General features: G+C 70.1%; 16 protein-coding genes and 1 pseudogene. 8 read left to right on the top strand and 9 right to left on the bottom strand.

What is annotated here, in order from left to right; translation table 11 throughout:
• Positions 1–98: 98 nt before the first annotated feature.
• The 6 genes from ACZ7CD_RS37465 to ACZ7CD_RS37490 all read right to left on the bottom strand — a co-directional run bounded on the left by ACZ7CD_RS37465 (position 99) and on the right by ACZ7CD_RS37490 (position 6,569).
• Positions 99–1,229: a hypothetical protein gene (locus ACZ7CD_RS37465; RefSeq protein ID WP_470380734.1), complete on the bottom strand. Its 1,131-nt coding sequence runs from the start codon at positions 1,227–1,229 to the stop codon at positions 99–101.
• Complete coding sequence (locus tag ACZ7CD_RS37470) at positions 1,223–2,482, bottom strand: glucarate dehydratase family protein (RefSeq protein WP_470380735.1); 1,260 nt, start codon at positions 2,480–2,482, stop codon at positions 1,223–1,225. Before ACZ7CD_RS37470 ends, ACZ7CD_RS37465 begins: the two co-directional genes overlap by 7 nt.
• A 13-nt stretch (positions 2,483–2,495) precedes the next feature.
• Positions 2,496–3,398, bottom strand: a complete 903-nt coding sequence (locus ACZ7CD_RS37475) for a 5-dehydro-4-deoxyglucarate dehydratase (protein ID WP_360398355.1) — start codon at positions 3,396–3,398, stop codon at positions 2,496–2,498.
• Positions 3,399–3,406: 8 nt separating this feature from the next.
• On the bottom strand, positions 3,407–4,288 hold the full coding sequence (locus ACZ7CD_RS37480) for a carbohydrate ABC transporter permease (RefSeq protein ID WP_458433686.1): 882 nt from the start codon (positions 4,286–4,288) through the stop codon (positions 3,407–3,409).
• On the bottom strand, positions 4,285–5,175 hold the full coding sequence (locus tag ACZ7CD_RS37485; protein WP_458433687.1) for a carbohydrate ABC transporter permease: 891 nt from the start codon (positions 5,173–5,175) through the stop codon (positions 4,285–4,287). The genes ACZ7CD_RS37480 and ACZ7CD_RS37485 overlap by 4 nt, the downstream gene beginning before the upstream one ends.
• A 77-nt stretch (positions 5,176–5,252) precedes the next feature.
• Positions 5,253–6,569 (bottom strand): ABC transporter substrate-binding protein, encoded by a 1,317-nt coding sequence (locus ACZ7CD_RS37490; protein WP_470380736.1) that lies wholly within the window; start codon positions 6,567–6,569, stop codon positions 5,253–5,255.
• A gap of 123 nt (positions 6,570–6,692) precedes the next feature.
• Here ACZ7CD_RS37490 and ACZ7CD_RS37495 point away from each other — a divergent pair, with 123 nt between their 5' ends.
• From ACZ7CD_RS37495 to ACZ7CD_RS37510, 4 genes are all read left to right on the top strand, one after another.
• Positions 6,693–7,481: an IclR family transcriptional regulator gene (locus tag ACZ7CD_RS37495; protein WP_360398362.1), complete on the top strand. Its 789-nt coding sequence runs from the start codon at positions 6,693–6,695 to the stop codon at positions 7,479–7,481.
• Positions 7,482–7,527: 46 nt separating this feature from the next.
• Positions 7,528–8,355 (top strand): NAD-dependent epimerase/dehydratase family protein, encoded by an 828-nt coding sequence (locus ACZ7CD_RS37500; protein ID WP_458433689.1) that lies wholly within the window; start codon positions 7,528–7,530, stop codon positions 8,353–8,355.
• The gene (locus ACZ7CD_RS37505; protein WP_470372246.1) at positions 8,352–9,854 is read left to right on the top strand and encodes an aldehyde dehydrogenase (NADP(+)); all 1,503 of its coding nucleotides are present in this window, start codon (positions 8,352–8,354) and stop codon (positions 9,852–9,854) included. The genes ACZ7CD_RS37500 and ACZ7CD_RS37505 overlap by 4 nt, the downstream gene beginning before the upstream one ends.
• 94 nt (positions 9,855–9,948) lie before the next feature.
• A complete protein-coding gene (locus ACZ7CD_RS37510; protein WP_360398368.1) occupies positions 9,949–10,320 on the top strand; it encodes a heavy metal-responsive transcriptional regulator in 372 nt (123 codons plus the stop codon).
• A gap of 93 nt (positions 10,321–10,413) precedes the next feature.
• On the opposite strand, the gene cpt is transcribed toward ACZ7CD_RS37510, so the two are convergent.
• Positions 10,414–10,956: a chloramphenicol phosphotransferase CPT gene (gene cpt / locus ACZ7CD_RS37515; RefSeq protein ID WP_458433691.1), complete on the bottom strand. Its 543-nt coding sequence runs from the start codon at positions 10,954–10,956 to the stop codon at positions 10,414–10,416.
• 205 nt (positions 10,957–11,161) lie between these two features.
• Positions 11,162–12,478 (bottom strand): NAD(P)-binding domain-containing protein, encoded by a 1,317-nt coding sequence (locus ACZ7CD_RS37520; protein WP_470380737.1) that lies wholly within the window; start codon positions 12,476–12,478, stop codon positions 11,162–11,164.
• Positions 12,479–12,579: 101 nt separating this feature from the next.
• Between ACZ7CD_RS37520 and ACZ7CD_RS37525 the strand changes: the two genes are divergently transcribed.
• The 4 genes and pseudogenes from ACZ7CD_RS37525 (at position 12,580) to ACZ7CD_RS37540 (ending at position 15,761) form a co-directional block, all read left to right on the top strand.
• Positions 12,580–13,254, top strand: a complete 675-nt coding sequence (locus ACZ7CD_RS37525) for a hypothetical protein (RefSeq protein ID WP_470380738.1) — start codon at positions 12,580–12,582, stop codon at positions 13,252–13,254.
• 10 nt (positions 13,255–13,264) lie between these two features.
• Positions 13,265–14,442 (top strand): annotated as a pseudogene (locus tag ACZ7CD_RS37530) (RtcB family protein).
• A 70-nt stretch (positions 14,443–14,512) separates the two neighbouring features.
• Positions 14,513–15,091: a hypothetical protein gene (locus ACZ7CD_RS37535; protein ID WP_360398378.1), complete on the top strand. Its 579-nt coding sequence runs from the start codon at positions 14,513–14,515 to the stop codon at positions 15,089–15,091.
• On the top strand, positions 15,084–15,761 hold the full coding sequence (locus tag ACZ7CD_RS37540; protein ID WP_470380739.1) for a hypothetical protein: 678 nt from the start codon (positions 15,084–15,086) through the stop codon (positions 15,759–15,761). Before ACZ7CD_RS37535 ends, ACZ7CD_RS37540 begins: the two co-directional genes overlap by 8 nt.
• 72 nt (positions 15,762–15,833) lie before the next feature.
• Here the strand turns inward: ACZ7CD_RS37540 and ACZ7CD_RS37545 are convergent, their stop codons facing one another.
• Positions 15,834–16,175 (bottom strand): hypothetical protein, encoded by a 342-nt coding sequence (locus ACZ7CD_RS37545; RefSeq protein WP_360398382.1) that lies wholly within the window; start codon positions 16,173–16,175, stop codon positions 15,834–15,836.
• Positions 16,176–16,240: the final 65 nt, after the last annotated feature.

Raw genomic sequence — 16,240 nt, forward strand, 5'->3', positions numbered from 1 at the left:
CAGCAGCAGGGCGCCAGTGCCAACTACGGTTCCGATGTGCCTCATGCACCAAGGACGGAACCGCGCTCACAACGGGTTGCAGCGAGTTCGCTTCACAGTTACCGGGAAACGGCCGCGACCGCCTCGCGCAGCGCCTCCAGCCGGGCCGCCGACGCCAGGCCGCCGTGGTAGAGGTGGAACTCCTCAACCCCCGCGTCCGCGTACGCCAGCCACTCCTTCGACAGCGCCGCTCCGTCGGCCGGTTTCGGCGGCAGTCCCAGCACGTACGCGGCGATCCGCGTGTCCGGGGCGGCCGCGCGCAACGCCTCGATGCCCGGCACCGCGACCTCCGGGCCCGGCCAGCACATGGTGGTGAGCACGTCGACGTCCGCGTCCAGCCCGCCGGCGACGGTCGCGAACGGCCCGGTGCCCCACGGGTCCGCCGTCACGTGCATGCCGATCCGGACGGAAGGCTCGGCGGCACGGATCTCACCGACGACGCGTTGCCGCAACGACCGCACCACACCCGTGCGCACCGCGCGGACGTCGTCCGCGAGCGCACCCAGCGCTTCCTCGACGCCGGGTGCGCCGCGGTCGACCCCGGCCCGCACCGCTGCGCGCACGGCGTCCGGGTCGGCGTACAGGGCGGTGCAGGCCGAGCAGAAGCAGAGCGACAACAGCTTCTGCTGCACCGCGTTCCAGTCGGTGCCGTCGGTCTTCTCGTGGTGCCCGCCGTGGACGAACCCCAGCGGCCCGCAGGCCTCCAGGACGACCCCGTCCGGCGCACCGAGCTCCAGCACCTCCGACACCAGCGCCGACGTGTACTCCACGACGTCGGGCTGCGCCGTGCACAGCGCGTACGGGTACCGGTCGCCGAACGCGTTCACCACGGTGACGTCCGGGTGCAGGTCGCCCAGCCGCGAGCTGTGCGTCAGCACGGTCCACGCGTACACCGGCAGCCCGGCCGCACGGACCAGGGCGGCCGCCTCGCCGAACGAGTCGGGACCGTCCACCCAGGACGGTTCCGCCGGCACGAGCCGCCCGTACTTCTCCGGGCGCACGGGCAGGTAGAGCGCCGCGTGCCGCGCGTCGACCAGACGGTGCTCCGGGTGCAAGGGGGTCGCCGCCCGCACCGTGTGGTACGAGGCGGCCAGGGCGACCGCGTCGACACCGAGGTCCCGGTACCGCGCAACGGCGTCAGGATCACCGATCAGGTCCCACGGGTAGGCGTGGACAACCGACTTCACCACCGGGGGCGCTTCCTCTCGTAGCTCGGGTCGAACTTCTGCATGTACCCCGTGTCGTCACGGGCCGTGATGCCGCACCGCTCGTAGTTCTCCGCCAGCCGGGCCAGCGCGTCCCGGTCGAGCGACACGCCCAGGCCCGGACCGGTGGGCACCGGCACCGCACCGTCCACGAAGGACAGCACGCCGGGTTCGACGACCTCGTCGGCCGCGTTCCACGGGTAGTGCGTGTCGCAGGCGTAGTTCAGGTTCGGCGTCGCGGCGGCCAGGTGCGTCATGGCGGCCAGCGAGATGCCCAGGTGCGAGTTCGAGTGCATCGACAGGCCGATGCCGAACGTCTGGCAGATCATGCCCAGCTGCCGCGACCGCTGCAGCCCGCCCCAGTAGTGGTGGTCGGACAGGATCACCTGCACGGCACCCTGCTCGACCGACGGCCGCAGGTGCTCGAACGCGACCACGCACATGTTGGTGGCCAACGGCATCGGCGCCTGCGCGGCCACCTCGGCCATGCCGGCGATCTGCGCGGTCGGGTCCTCCAGGTACTCCAGGACGCCGTCCAGCTCGGCCGCGACCCGCAGCGACGTCGCCGGGGACCAGGCCGCGTTCGGGTCGAGCCGCAGCGGGTGGCCGGGGAACGCCTCGCGCAGCGCGCGGATCGCCTCGACCTCCTGCTCCGGCGGGAAGACGCCGCCCTTGAGCTTGATCGACCCGAAGCCGTACTGCCCGATCATCTTCTGCGCCTGCGCCACGATGCCCGCGGGGTCGACCGCCGCGCCCCACTCGTCGGGTTCGGCACCGGGGTGCCCGTCCCACTTGTAGAACAGGTAGGCGGAGTACGGCACCGCCGGGCGGACGGCGCCGCCCAGCAGGTCGTGCACCGGGCGACCGAGCGCCTTGCCCTGGATGTCCAGGCACGCGACCTCGAACGGCGAGAACACCCGGTCGACGGTGCTCTCCGCGGTGATCTGGCCGGTCAGGCCGTGCTTGTCGAGCCCGACGGTGCCGCCGAGCACAGAGGAGACGCGCGTGTGCATCTCGTTGAGCGCGAACACGTCCAAGCCGATGAGCGAGCCGACGACGGACCGCGAGCGCTCCAGGTGCCCGAGGTCGCCGTAGGTCTCCCCCAGCCCGGAGATGCCCTCGTCGGTGTGCACCTCGACGATCGTGCGCAGCGCCCACGGCTCGTGCACGCCGGCCGAGTTCAGCAGCGGCGGGTCGCGGAACGCGATCGGTGTCAGAACAATCTCGGTGATCTTCACGGCGACCGTCCCCTCAGGCCAGCAGGGCCTTGCCCGCGGCGATGATCTTGTCCAGCGCGGCGAGGTGCTCGTCGGACGGGTCGACCAGCGGCGCGCGCACGCCGCCGACGTCGAGGCCGTTCGCGCGCACGGCCGCCTTCACCAGGGCGACGGCGTAGCCGGGGACCTGGTCGCGCAGCTCGACCAGCGGCTTGTAGAACTCGTGCAGGAACCGGTTGACCAGCTCGGTGTTCCCCGACTGCACGGCCTGGTAGAAGCCGAGGGAGATCTCCGGCGCGAAGCAGAACACCGCCGACGAGTACAGCTCGACGCCGATGGCCCGGTAGGCGAGCTGGGTCATCTCCGCGGTCGGCAGGCCGTTGAAGAACTGGAACGGCTTGTCGACGCCGGCGCGCACCGAGAGCACGATGCGCTGCATCTGGTCGAGGTCGCCCAGGCCGTCCTTGAGGCCGATGACGTTCGGGATCGACGCGACCTCGACGGCGGTGTCCGGCGTGAACCGCGCGTTGTTGCGCTGGTACACGATGATCGGCAGCTCCGTGGCGCCCGCGACCTCGGCCACGTACCGCACGAGGCCGGCGGCCGGGTTCGTCACGAGGTACGGCGGCAGCAGCAGGATGCCGTCGGCACCGGCGCGTTCGGCGGCCTGCACGAACTGCTTGGTGAACGCCACCGAGCCACCGGCACCGGCGAACACCGGTACCCGCCCGCCGGTCGCCTCGACCGCGACCGCCACCGCGCGTTCGAACTCCGCCAGCTCCAACGCGTGGAACTCGCCGGTGCCGCAGGCGACGAACACCGCGCCCGGACCGGCCGACACACCGTGCTTGACGTGCTCGGCGAGCACGTCGCAGGCGATGTTTCCCTCGGTGTCGAACGGGGTCACCGGAAAGAACAGCACACCATCGAGTTGCATACCAGCACTCATCCCTTGATCGCTCCCGTGGTGATCCCACGCAGGAAGGACTTCTGCAGCGACAGGTACACGACCAGGCTCGGTACCAGCGCCAGCAACGCACCGGCCAGCACGATCCCCGTCCCGACCATGTCGTCGGAGCGGAGCGCGAGCAGTGCGACCGTGAGCGTGTAGTCGGAGGGGTCGGCGGCGACGATCAGGGGGAGCAGGTACTGCTCCCAGATCATGTTGAAGCCGAACACGGCGATGACGCCCAGCGCCGGCCTGCACAGCGGGAGGATGATCTGCGCGAAGAGCCGCAGCTCCCCCGCACCGTCCACTTTGGCCGCCTCCTCCAGCTCCGCGGGGATCTCCCTCATGAACTCCGTCATGACGAAGATGGAGAAACCCCACGCCCCCAACGGGAGGATGACGCCGAGCAGGGTGCCCCTGAGGCTCACGTGCAGCAGCGGGAGGTCGCCGATCACCAGGGACAGCGGGATCGCGATGACCTCCTCCGGCAGCATCATCGTGGCGAGGATGACCAGCAGCGCGATGGCCTGTCCGCGGAACTTCTTGCGCGCCAGCGCGTAGGCGGCGAACACGCTGACCGCGAGCTGCAGCAGCAAGGCGCCGCCGGCGATGATCAGCGAGTTGGCCAGGTAGTGCCAGATCCTGTTCTCCGCCGCGACCCGGAAGTTGATCAGCGACGGGTCGTCCGGTACCACCGACAGCTTCGTCGGGTCCGGGTTGTGGTCGAAGGCGCCCGAGAAGATGACCAGCAGCGGCCCGCAGAAGAGGACCACCGCGAGGGCGCCCAGGACGAAGCGGAGGCCCCGGCTGAACCACGCGCCGGTGTGGGTGGACCAGCCGAGGGCGCTGTCGAAACGGCTTGAGTTGACGCTGCTCATCGCGCCTCCCTCCGGCGGCGGTACCACTGCACGCTGACCGTCAAAACCAAGGTGACCAGGAACAACAGCACGGAGCCAGCGGAGGCGAGCCCGGCTTCGGACTGCTCGAACGCGGTGGTGTAGACGCGGGTCATCCAGACGTCGGTCGACCCGGCCGGTCCGCCGCCGGTCAGCACGTACACCTCGGTGAACACGCGCAGGCCGCGGATCGCCGCCAGCGTCAGCAGGATCGTGATGACGGGCCGCAACGCGGGCAGTGTCACGTTCCAGATCCGCTGGGGCGTCGAGGCACCGTCGATCGCGGCCGCTTCGTACTGCCGGCGGTCGATGCCGGCCAGACCGGCGAGGATCAGCACCATGTCGTACGGCGCGTGCTTCCAGATGCCGACGAACATCACCGACACCAGCGACGTGCCGGGGTCGTGGATGTACTCCCACGGGCCGAGCCCGACCCACGAGATGAGCTCGTTGAGGAAGCCTTCCGGTGCCGGGTAGAAGAAGAGCCGCCAGATCTCACCGATGACCGCGGTGGCCGCCACGACGGGCAGGAACACCGCGGACCGCACGAACCACAGCGTCTTGGTGTGGCCTTCCAGCAACAACGCGAGGAAGAAGCCGATCACCATCGCACCGGCCGTCTGACCGCCGGCCAGCACGAGGGTGTGCCAGCCGGCGGTCAGGAACTTCTCGTCCCGCAGGATCGTGGCGTAGTTCTCGAACCCGACGAAGATGTCACCGAGGAACGGCCGCACCTGGTACAGCGAGAGCCGGATGCCCTCTGCCATCGGGATGAACTTGAAGACCAGGAAGATCAGCGCGGCGGGGAGCAGGAACAGCCAGGGGACGAAGGTGGCTCCCGTGAGGCGGCGCCGGCGGCGCCGCCTCACGGGGTGGGTCTCGACGGCACCGCCGCCACTAGCCGTCAAGCCCACGTCTCGGGTGTCGCCGGGTGACCGCACTGCCGTCACTTCGACGCCTTCTGGTTGTCGAGCTCCTTCTTGAGCGCCTCCGCGAGCGACCTCAGCTCGGACGAGGAGTCGGCGGGGCACTTCGCGAGGATGGAGTTCAGGGTCTCCGAGGTCTTCTGCCGGAACGGCGCGAAGTTCGGGACGCTCGGGAACGGCCGCGCCTCGCTGGAGTACACGCCCGCCACGGTTGCCCAGCGCGGGTCGTCGTAGGTCGCGTCGACGTCGACGTTCTTGTTGACGGGCAGGCGGACCACGGGCTGCGGGTCGCCCTTCATGCCGGCCTGCTGCGCCTCGGGCGTGATGAGGTACTCGGCGAGCTTCTCCTGGTCGGCGGTCTTCGCGGAGCCGGCCATCCGGTAGATGTTCTCGCCCTCACCGAGCACGGTGGCACCGGCCGGGCCGCGCGGGGACGCGATGACCTCGTACCTGTCCTTGCCGACCGACTTGTCGAAGCGGCCGATCATGTAGGGGCCGGTGAGGTAGATGCCGCTCTTGCCGGCCTCGAACAGCGGGTGCGCGTCGTTGGTGCCCAGCGTCAGCGAGCCGGGCTGCACGACCTTGTCCTCGCAGAAGAGCTTGCGCAGCCGTTCGACGGCCTTGACCGACTCCGGGGAGTCGATGCCGACGCGGAACTTGCCGTCGCCCTGCTCCTCCAGGATGTCGCCGCCGCCCTGCCAGATGTAGCTCGACGCCCACCAGGCGAGGTAGCCGCGGTCGGTGGTGCCGGGGACGAGCATGCCGTAGGTGTCGTTCTGCCCGTTGCCGTCGGGGTCGTCGCGGGTGAAGGCCCTCGCGAGGTCGTCGAGCTCCTCCCACGTCGTGGGGATCGGCTTGCCGAGCTTCTCGCGCCAGTCCTTGCGGATCAGCGTGACCATCGCCTGGGTGGAGTAGGGGATGGCGTAGAACTTGCCGTCCGCGCCCTTGGCGTTGTTCCACGCGCGGTCGACGACGTCGGAGCCACCCTCGACGTCTCCGCGGTTCACCTCGGTCGTCCAGCCCTGCTTGACGAAGTTGCCGAGCGAGCCGGTGTCGGTGATGACGACGTCGGGGAGGTCCTTCGACGCGGCGCGCTGCTGCACCTGCTTGTCGAAGTCGTTGAAGATCGGCTTGTAGTCGACCCGCACACCGGTCTTCTCGGTGAAGGACTTGAAGATCTTCTCGTAGACCTTCGCCGTCGCCTCGGTCGAGCGGGTCCACACCTCGAGGGGCTTGTCCGGGTCCTTGGCCGACGAGGCCGTGCTGCCGCTGCCACACCCCGCGAGCAGGGCGGCCACGCTGAGCGTGGCGACGGTGGTGGCTGATCTACGGCGCATCGTCAGGCCCTTCGAGTTCAGGTATGTGAACCTGGGTCGTACTTGTGAACCTGGTGCAGGACTGTAAGAATCAGGACAGCAACGTGTCAAGGGCAAGTTGCTTTCCTGTTTCGAGGAGGCCAGGTGGCGTCGCCGATCGACAAGGGCACGGCTCGTCCGGGTGCGGTGAAGTCCGCCGACCGCACGGTGGAGCTGCTCGAGGTGCTGTCCGCGTCAGACCGCAGGCTGACGCTCACGGAGCTGCACCGCGAGCTCAGCTACCCCAAGTCCAGCCTCTACATGCTGCTGCAGACGCTCGTCGCGCGCGGCTGGGTGGAGGTCGACTCGGACAGGGGCACCTACGGCATCGGCGTTCGCGCGCTGCTCGTCGGTACGTCCTACCTGGACCACGACCCCGTCGTGCGGGCGGCCATCCGGGTGATGGAGCAGGTGCGCCAGGAGATCAACGAGACCGTGCACCTCGCCCGTTTGGACGGTGCCGACGTCGTCTACCTGGCGAGCCGCGAGTCCGAGCACCACCTGCGCGTCGTCTCGCGCGTCGGCCGCCGGCTGCCCGCGCACTCCACGTCGCTGGGCAAGGCCGTGCTGTCCACGCGGACTCCGGAGGAGGTCGACCTGATCCTCCCCGACGGGCTGGCGCCGCTGACGCCGAACACGGTGACCGACCGGGCGGCCCTGCACGAGCAGCTCGCCGGGTTCCGCAACGCCGGGTACGCCCACGAGCGCGAGGAGAACACGCCGGGGCTCGGCTGCTTCGCCGTCGCCCTGCCCTATCGCAACCCCGTGCTGGACGCGATGAGCTGCTCTGTCCCGCTGGGCCGGCTGACCCCGGAACACGAGCGGCAGGTCATCGCCGCCCTGCTGGACGCCGCCAGGACGATCACCGAGCTCCTCCGCCAGTTCGGCCGCTGAACCCGAGCTCCACCAGACACACGCACACGACGGAGGGGTCGAACCCGTGACCGCACGCATCCTGATCACCGGCGCGGCCGGCGTGGTGGGAACGCTCATGCGTCCCCGGCTCGCCGCACAGGGCCGTGTCCTGCGGCTGCTGGACATCGCCGAGCTGCCCGCCGCGGCGGACGGCGAGGACGTCGAGCTCGTCCAGGCGTCGGTGACCGACATGGCCGCGATGGAGGCGGCGATGCGGGACGTGGACGCCGTGATCCACCTCGGCGGGCACAGCCTGGAGGAGTCGTGGGAGAAGATCCTTCGGGTCAACATCGACGGCACGCACACGGTCCTGGAGGCCGCACGCCGCTGCGGTGTGCGCCGGGTGGTGCTGGCGAGCTCCAACCACGCCGTCGGGTACGTCGAACGCGCCGACGGCGAGGCCGGTGACTACCTCTTCCCGCGCCCGGACACCTACTACGGTGTGTCGAAGGTGGCGCTGGAGGCGCTGGGGTCGTTGTACGCCGACCGCTACGGGATGGACGTGATCGCACTGCGCATCGGCTCGTGCTTCCCGAAGCCGCGCGACGTGCGGATGCTGTCGACGTGGATGTCACCCGACGACGGCGCCCGGCTGTTCGAGGCGGCGCTGTCGGTCGCCTCACCGGGGTTCCGGATCGTGTGGGGCGTCTCGGCCAACACGCGCGGCTGGTTCTCGCTCGACGAGGCCCGCGCGCTGGGCTACGAACCGCAGGACGACTCCGAGGTGTTCGCGGAAGAGGTGCTGGCCGCGCACGGCGGTGAGCTCGACCCGTCGTCGTATGCGGGCAAGTACGTGGGCGGGGCCTGGTGCGGCCCCGATTTCGACACGGCAGTCAAGGAGGCAGGGCGTTGAGCCACGTCGTTCAGGGATACAACCCGCGCACCGGTGAGCCGTTCGGCGAACCGGTCGCCAAGACCCCGGACAGCGAGGTGGACCGGATCGCCTCGGCTGCCGCCGTCGCGTTCCCGGCGTGGTCGCTCGCGCCGGCCGCCGACCGCGCGGTGGTGCTGGAGGCGGTCGCCGACGCGCTCGACGCGGAGTCGGAGCTGCTGGTCTCCACGGCGGACAGCGAGACGGCGCTGGGCGTGCCGCGGCTGACCACCGAGCTCAAGCGCACGACGAACCAGCTGCGGCTGTTCGCGGAGGTGCTGCGCGAGGGCAGCTACGTCGAGGCCACGCTGGACTCGGCGAACCCGGACATCATCCCGCCGCGCCCGGTGCTGCGCCGCGTGCTGCGTCCACTGGGGACGGTCGCGGTGTTCTCCGCGTCGAACTTCCCGTTCGCGTTCTCGGTGGCCGGTGGTGACACGGCGTCCGCGCTCGCGTCCGGCTGTTCCGTCGTGGTGAAGGCACACTCGGCGCACCCGTCGACCTCGCGGGAGACCGCCCGCGTGGTCGTGGACGCGCTGCGCGCGGCCGGTGCGCCCGAGGGCGTGTTCGGGATCGTCTACGGCACCCAGGCCGGTGTGGCCCTGGTGCAGCACCCGGTCGTGCGGGCCGTCGGCTTCACCGGGTCGACCGGTGGCGGGCGGGCGTTGTTCGACCTGGCGCAGGGCCGGCCGGACCCGATCCCGTTCTACGGCGAGCTGGGCAGCGTGAACCCGACGGTGATCCTGCCGGGTGCGGCGACCCCGGACGTCGCCGCCGGTTTCGCGCAGTCGCTGACGATGGGCGTCGGCCAGTTCTGCACGAACCCCGGCCTGGTGTTCGCGCCCGCGGAGCTGGTGCCCGCGCTGGGCGAGGCGGTGGCGGCGACGGCCGGTGGCGCGATGCTCAACGAGCGGATGTGCGACTCCTACACCGCCTCGACGGACGCGCTGGCCGCGTCGGACCTGGTGACCGTCGTGTCGACCGGCAGCCGGCCGGACGAGGCGTGGGCGGTGTCGCCGCGGCTGTTCAGCGTGCCGATCTCGGTGTTCGAGCAGAACCTGGAGAAGCTGACCGAGGAGCACTTCGGCCCGGCGGCGCTGGTCGTGACGTACTCGTCGCCCGCGGAGCTGCACCCCGTGCTCGCGAAGCTGCCGGGAACGCTGACCGGCACCGTGCACGCGGCCGAGTCGGACCACGCCGAGGCCGGTGCGGTCGCCGAGGTCCTGCGGCACGTCGCGGGCCGCATCATCTTCAACGCCTGGCCGACCGGTGTCGCCGTGGCGTGGGGCCAGCACCACGGTGGCCCGTGGCCGTCGACGACGAACCCGCTGCACACCTCGGTGGGCGCGACGTCGATCCGCCGCTGGATCGCACCGGTGACCTACCAGTCGTGGCCGGACGCCCTGCTGCCGGCCGAGCTGCAGGACGCGAACCCGCTGGGCATCCCGCGCCGCGTCGACGGCGTGCTCGGCGTGCACTGACCCGTTCGCCCGAAGGGGGCGGCCGGCATCACGCCGGCCGCCCCCTTCGTCGTGCTTGACCCTGGAGTGCACTCCCAGGTTTAGCGTGGGCGGCATGAGAGTTGCGGAGCTCGCACGGGAGGTGGGGGTCGCGCCGGACACGGTGCGGTACTACGAGCGGGCGGGGTTGCTCGCTCCCCCGCCGCGCACGTCGTCGGGCTACCGGCAGTACCCGGAGGCGGCCGCCGAGCGGATCCGGTTCATCCGCGACTGCCAGCGGTTCGGGCTCACATTGCGCGAGATCGCCTCGCTGCTGGCCGTCCGCGACACCGGCGAGTGCCCGTGCGAACCCGCCTCGGAGCTGCTGCGGCGGCACATCGCGGACATCGACGCCGAGATGACGCGGCTGGCCCGGCTCCGCACCGAGCTGGCGGAGATGGTCGAGAGCACCGACTGTCCCCCGTGGTGCCCACCGGAGGGGAGGTGATCCCGATGACGGACGAGTGCTGCACGTGCTGCGAGTGCTGCTGACCTGAGTCCCGTTCACCGGTTCGGTGTGGCGCCCACCGAACCCCCTGGCTCAGCCGTTCTTGCTGCTCAGGAAACCCGCAATCGCTTTCGCGCAGTCCAGTGACTCGGTGTGCGTGGTGTCGACCTCGACGTCGTAGGTCATGTCCCGGTGCACCAGGTCCGCCTGCGCTTCCGCCATGCCGCTCACCCGGTCCCCGCGGGCGAGCTCACGCCCGGTGGCGACCGTCGCGTCGCACCGCACCCCGACCCACACCACGTCGAGCCCGTGCAGCGCCTTCTCCCACCGCGCCCGCGACTCCGTGCCGCCGAGGAACACCTCGTCCACGATCACGCGCGCCCCGGCCCGTGCCATCGCGGCGACACCGCCGATCCACGCGTCCTCCAGCTCGCGGAACTCCCCGCCGACGGTCACCTCACCGTCGTCGGCGAACCCGATGCCCTCCTCGCCGAGCCGCAACCGCGCCGGCATCGCGTCGATCAGCGTGTCCACCCCGAACGCCAGCCACGGCTCCGGGAACACCGCCTGCAGGCACCGCGCGATCCCGGACTTGCCCGCGCTGGACCCGCCGTTGAGCACGATCACCTGAGCCACACCTGGACCGTACCCAGCCCGCTCCCCCGTCACGCCTGCCCCGGCCTTCCCGTAGCTCACCACCCGTCAGCTCACCACCGTCAGCTCACCTCCAGCCGGCTGCTGCCCTGCTCCTTTGCAACGATTCTTTTGCGGTCGTCGTCCAAAGACTCATTGCTAAGGTGCAGGTCAGCAGGGTATCGCGAGCTACGAATCAGCCGATATATCAGTGAGCCGGCGTGCGGCGCCGTTCCGCCAGCAGCTCCCGCTGGTACCCGAGGAAGTCGACCTCCAGGGTGTGCCGCTTCGACGCGACGTACCGGCTGCGCAGCCCTTGCCGGTACGCGAGGACCTCCGCTTTCATGTCCGGCACTGGCGGCAGCACCGCCCGTCCGGTGAGCAGGTCGGCGACCCACTCGGCCTGCGCCTCCGCGAGCGGCATGACCGCCCCGAGCGGCTGGATCAGCCCGAGGAAGTAGAGCCCGGGGTGCTCGGGGTCGACGACCCGCTTGTAGAGCGACACCTCGTTGTCGGCCGACGACACCGAGGGGAACGCGGACGCCTCCAGGAACGGGAACTCGACCTTGTACCCGGTGCAGTAGACGATGACGTCGACGTCCTCGCGGCTGCCGTCGGTGAAGACGACACCGGTCCCGTCGAGCCGGGCGACGTTCGGCTTCACCGTGATGTCGCCGTGCCCGAGCCGGGTGAGCAGGTCGTCGGACACCGTCGGGTGCGCGGCGAGGATGCCGTGCGCGGGCTGCGGCAGACCGTAGTCGGTGAGCTTGCCGCGCGAGATCCGCAACATGAGCCGCAGTGACAGCGCCTGCAGCCACGACGGCGCGAACCGGGCCAGCGGCGAGGTCGTCAGGTGGTCGGTCGGCATGCCGAACAGGAACTTCGGCATGATGTGCGCGCCGCGGCGCATCGCCAGGAACGTCCGCGCGGACACCCGCGACGACTCGACGGCGATGTCGCAGGCCGAGTTGCCGATGCCGAGCACCAGGACCTTCTTGCCGGCGAACCGCTCCGGCGTCTTGTAGAAGTGCGCGTGCATCTGCTCGCCGTCGAACGTGCCCTCGAACGCCGGCTCCGGCCAGCGCGGCGACCAGTGGTGCCCGTTCGCGACGACGACCGAGCCGTACGACGTCGTGACCGGCTCCCCCGTGTCCCGGTCGCGCGAGGTGACCGCGTAGCCACCGGCGGTGGGCACCACGGACGTGACCTCGGTGCGGAACCGGATGCGGTCGCGGAAGCCGTGGTGCTTCACGAAGTCGTCGAAGTACTCGGCGACCTGGAAGTGCGACGGGTACGCCGGCAGGTGTGCCGGCATCGGGAAGGACCTGAACTCCATCATCTGCCGCGAGGTGTTGATGTGGAGCGAGCGGTAGGCGGACGACATGCCGTTGTCGTTGAGGTAGCGCCAGTTCCCGCCGATGTCGGAGCCGGCCTCGTAGCAGTCGTAGTCGACGCCGCGGGCGCTCAGCACCTGACAAGCGGCGATGCCGGACGAACCCGCCCCGATGACGCACACGCGATCCATGGCTGAAGGATTCTCACGTTCTGTGCGGCTGTCAATGATCGGGCCAGCCCGCCTGCTGGGATTCCGCACGCCGACCGGCTCGGGCCAATACCTTGACGCGCATGCGAAAACTACTCGTTGCAGTCACGTCGGTGCTGGCGTTCTCGGTCACCACCGGAACGGCGGCGGGCACCCCGTTGCCGTTGCCGGAGATCTTCGCGACGAACAACACCGCGATCATCACCGACCCCGCCGACTCCCGCCTGCGGGACCGGCTGACCGGCTTCGACCGCGAGGTCCGCGGCATCGTCTTCGCCCACGGCGGCGTCACCACCCGCTCCACGCTGCTCGACGGCGTGTTCTGGTCGAGCGAGCAGCAGCGGACGACGTTCGAGCGCTCCCGCAAGTTCGACGTCACCCTCGGCGAGGAGGGCCTGCGGCACGCCGCCGCCACGATCGGCAAGCGGTTCCGGCAGGAGTCGGTGCTGACGTTCCGCTTCCTGCCCGCGAACTCGCCGCAGGTCGACGCCGTGCAGGTCGAGGTCGACGGCATCACCGCGCAGCAGCTGCGGGAAGGGCTGCTCAACGACGCCGTGGCGCGCGAGACGCTCGGTGGCGGCAGCGTCACGCTCCAGAACCGGGCGATCCTCATCGCGGGCGTCGGCGACCTGCCGGTCGTGCGCGCGTTCGTCACGTCCCTGGGCGGCGACATGAGCAGGGCGAAGGTGCGCAAGGGCGCCTGGGAGTTCGTGTCGGCCGCGGAAACTCCTTTGTGGATCAACGAGAACGCGGCCTAACCTCGTTCCCATGGCAGCAACCGTCGTCCGCGGCCAGAACGTGGACATCCGCATGTGGACCCGGCCCGACGAGGTCGAGGAGTTCGCCATGCGACAGCTCCAGAACATCTCCGCGCTGCCGTGGGCCGTCAAGCACATCGCCGTGATGCCGGACGTGCACTACGGCAAGGGGCCACGGTGGGCTCGGTGATCGCGTTGCGCGACGCCGTCTCCCCCGCGGCCGTCGGCGTGGACATCGGCTGCGGCATGACCGCCGTGCGCACGTCGCTCACGGCGAGCGATCTGCCGGAGACGTTGCGTGGTCTCAGGTCGCGCATGGAGTCGGTCGTGCCCGTCGGGTTCGGCCAGCACAGGGCGACGGCGTTCACCGAGAGGGACGCGTCCGACTGGGGATCGTTCTGGCGGCGGTTCGACGACCTGACGCCGGCCGTGAAGGCGCGTGCCGACAAGGCGATGCACCAGATGGGCACGCTCGGCGGCGGCAACCACTTCCTGGAGGTCTGCCTCGACGGCGACCAGCGGGTGTGGGTGATGCTGCACTCCGGGTCGCGCGGGATCGGCAACGAGCTGGCGCAGCACCACATCGCGGTGGCGCGCACGCTCGCGCACAACGCCGAGCTGCCGGACCCGGACCTGGCGGTGTTCCTCGCGGGCACGCCGGAGATGGCGTCCTACCGGCACGACCTGTACTGGGCGCAGGACTACGCGCGGCGCAACCGTTCGGTCATGCTGCGCCTGGTGTCCGACGTGCTGCGCGCGGAGTTCCCGCACATCGCGTTCGAGGAGCCGATCTCCTGCCACCACAACTATGTTGCGGAGGAGAAGCACTTCGGCGAGGACGTGCTGGTGACCCGCAAGGGTGCGATCCGCGCCGGCCGCGGTGAGCTGGGCATCATCCCCGGTTCGATGGGCACCGGTTCGTACATCGTGCGCGGGCTCGGCAACCCCGACTCGTTCCAGTCGGCGTCGCACGGCGCGGGCCGGCGGATGTCGCGCAACAAGGCCCGCAAGACGTTCACGACGCAGGATCTCGCCGACCAGACAAGTGGGGTGGAGTGCCGCAAGGACTTCGGTGTGGTGGACGAGATCCCGGGCGCCTACAAGGACATCGACACCGTGATGGCGAACCAGTCCGACCTGGTCGAGGTGGTCGCCAAGCTCAAGCAGGTGGTTTGTATCAAGGGTTGAATGTTTCCCCGGCGCGCGCATTGGAAAGCCTCCGGACAGCAGAGTTCCTGCCTGTCTTGGAGGTTTTTCCATGTCAACGGGCGCCATCATCGGTCTGGTGGTCGCGGTTCTCGTGGTGCTGGTGGTCCTCGCGTTCGTGCTGAGGCCCGCCATGCAGCGCAAGAAGCTGCGCGACCGCTTCGGCCCCGAGTACGACCGCGCGGTCGCGGAAAGTGACGACAGGACGGCCGCGGAGAAGGAGCTCGCCGAGCGGGAGCACCGCCACAGCGAGTTCGACCTGAAGCCGCTTTCCCCTGCGGCGCAGGAGAGTTACCGCCGGCACTGGGCCACCGTGCAGGCCAAGTTCGTCGACTCGCCGAACACGGCGATCGCGGACGCCGACCGACTGGTGACCGACCTGATGGCCGAGCGCGGGTACCCCACCGAGGGGTACGAGGCGCAGCTGAGCGTGCTGTCCGTCGAGCACGCGCGGACGCTGGAGCACTACCGCAAGGCCCACGACATCTCCGAACGCCAGGAGATCGGCGAGGCGAGCACCGAGGACCTGCGCACCGCGATGGTGCACTACCGCGAGCTGTTCGACGACCTGCTCGAACGCGGCGCGGGTTCCCGCAAGGACGTTCCCCGGAAGGAGAAGAGCGATGTCTGAGGCCGTCCACTCACGGGCCGCGGCAGCGCAGGCACAGCAGGAGCAGAAGGACCAGACGGTGCGCGAGGAGCGGCGTGAGGAACGCGCCGCGCACGCCCAGCGCGAGGACATGCAGCGCGCCGACGCCCAGCGCACCGAGGCCCAGCGGGTCGACGCTCAGCGGGTCGACGCCCAGCGCGAGGGTACGCAGCGTGAAGGCGTGCAACGCGAGGGTGGTCAGCACGAGAACCTGGCCGCGCAACGGGAAACCCACCAGCGCGACGTCGTGCCGCAGCAGGCCCAGCGCCAGGAAACGCAGCGCCACGAGCCCCACCGCCAGGACGCCGCGCGTCACGACGGCCAGGCGCAGGAGTCCGGACGCCAGACCCACACCCAGACCGCGCACACGGCGCAGATCGAGCGCTCCCAGTCCGAGCGCCCCCAGGCCGAGCGGTTGCCGGGCCGGCTCGAGGACGAGTGGCAGGCGGTGCAGTTCGAGTTCGTCGACGACCCGCACGCCGCGGTGCGCAAGGCGGACGACCTCGTGCAGAAGGCGATCGAGGAGCTGACCTCGCGCCACCGCACGCTCTCCCAGCAGTGGAAGGGCGAGGGCAAGCACGAGACCGAGGAGCTGCGACTCGCGCTCCACCGCTATCGGGAACTGTTCAGGTCGCTCGTAGCGACCAGGTGATCCAACGCCCCGGCGCCGCGGCCGTAACAGGTTGCGGCGCCGGCAGGCATGTCCGCACCAGCTCGCCGGCGGTCAGCTGGGCAGCTCGCGGATCTCCATCTCCAGCACGTCGATCTCGTCGCTGATGGCCTCGTCGAGCATGTCGTCGAGCAGCTTGCGGCACTCCGCCGACCCGCACCGGGCCAGTCCCGTTCCGAAGCGCGGCACCTGCTCCCACCACACCGCCGGGTTGTTCCAGAACGACCCGGACCCCTGGTCGACGCCTTCGAGGCACCGCAGCCTCTGGTCGGTCTCCGGAAGTGAGCGGACGAACTCCACGAACAACGCCAGCGCGTCGGGGTTGCTCACCGGAACCGCGCCATAACCGCGCAGGCAGTCCTCCAGCTCAGCGAGGAACTCCGCCTTGAAGGACACGGCACACCCCCGCTCCTCCGCACCGCTGCGGACGTCTTGAGTTCGTGCCGTCAACAGTACCTCCG

It is taken from the genome of Lentzea sp. NPDC036949 (assembly GCF_055608075.1).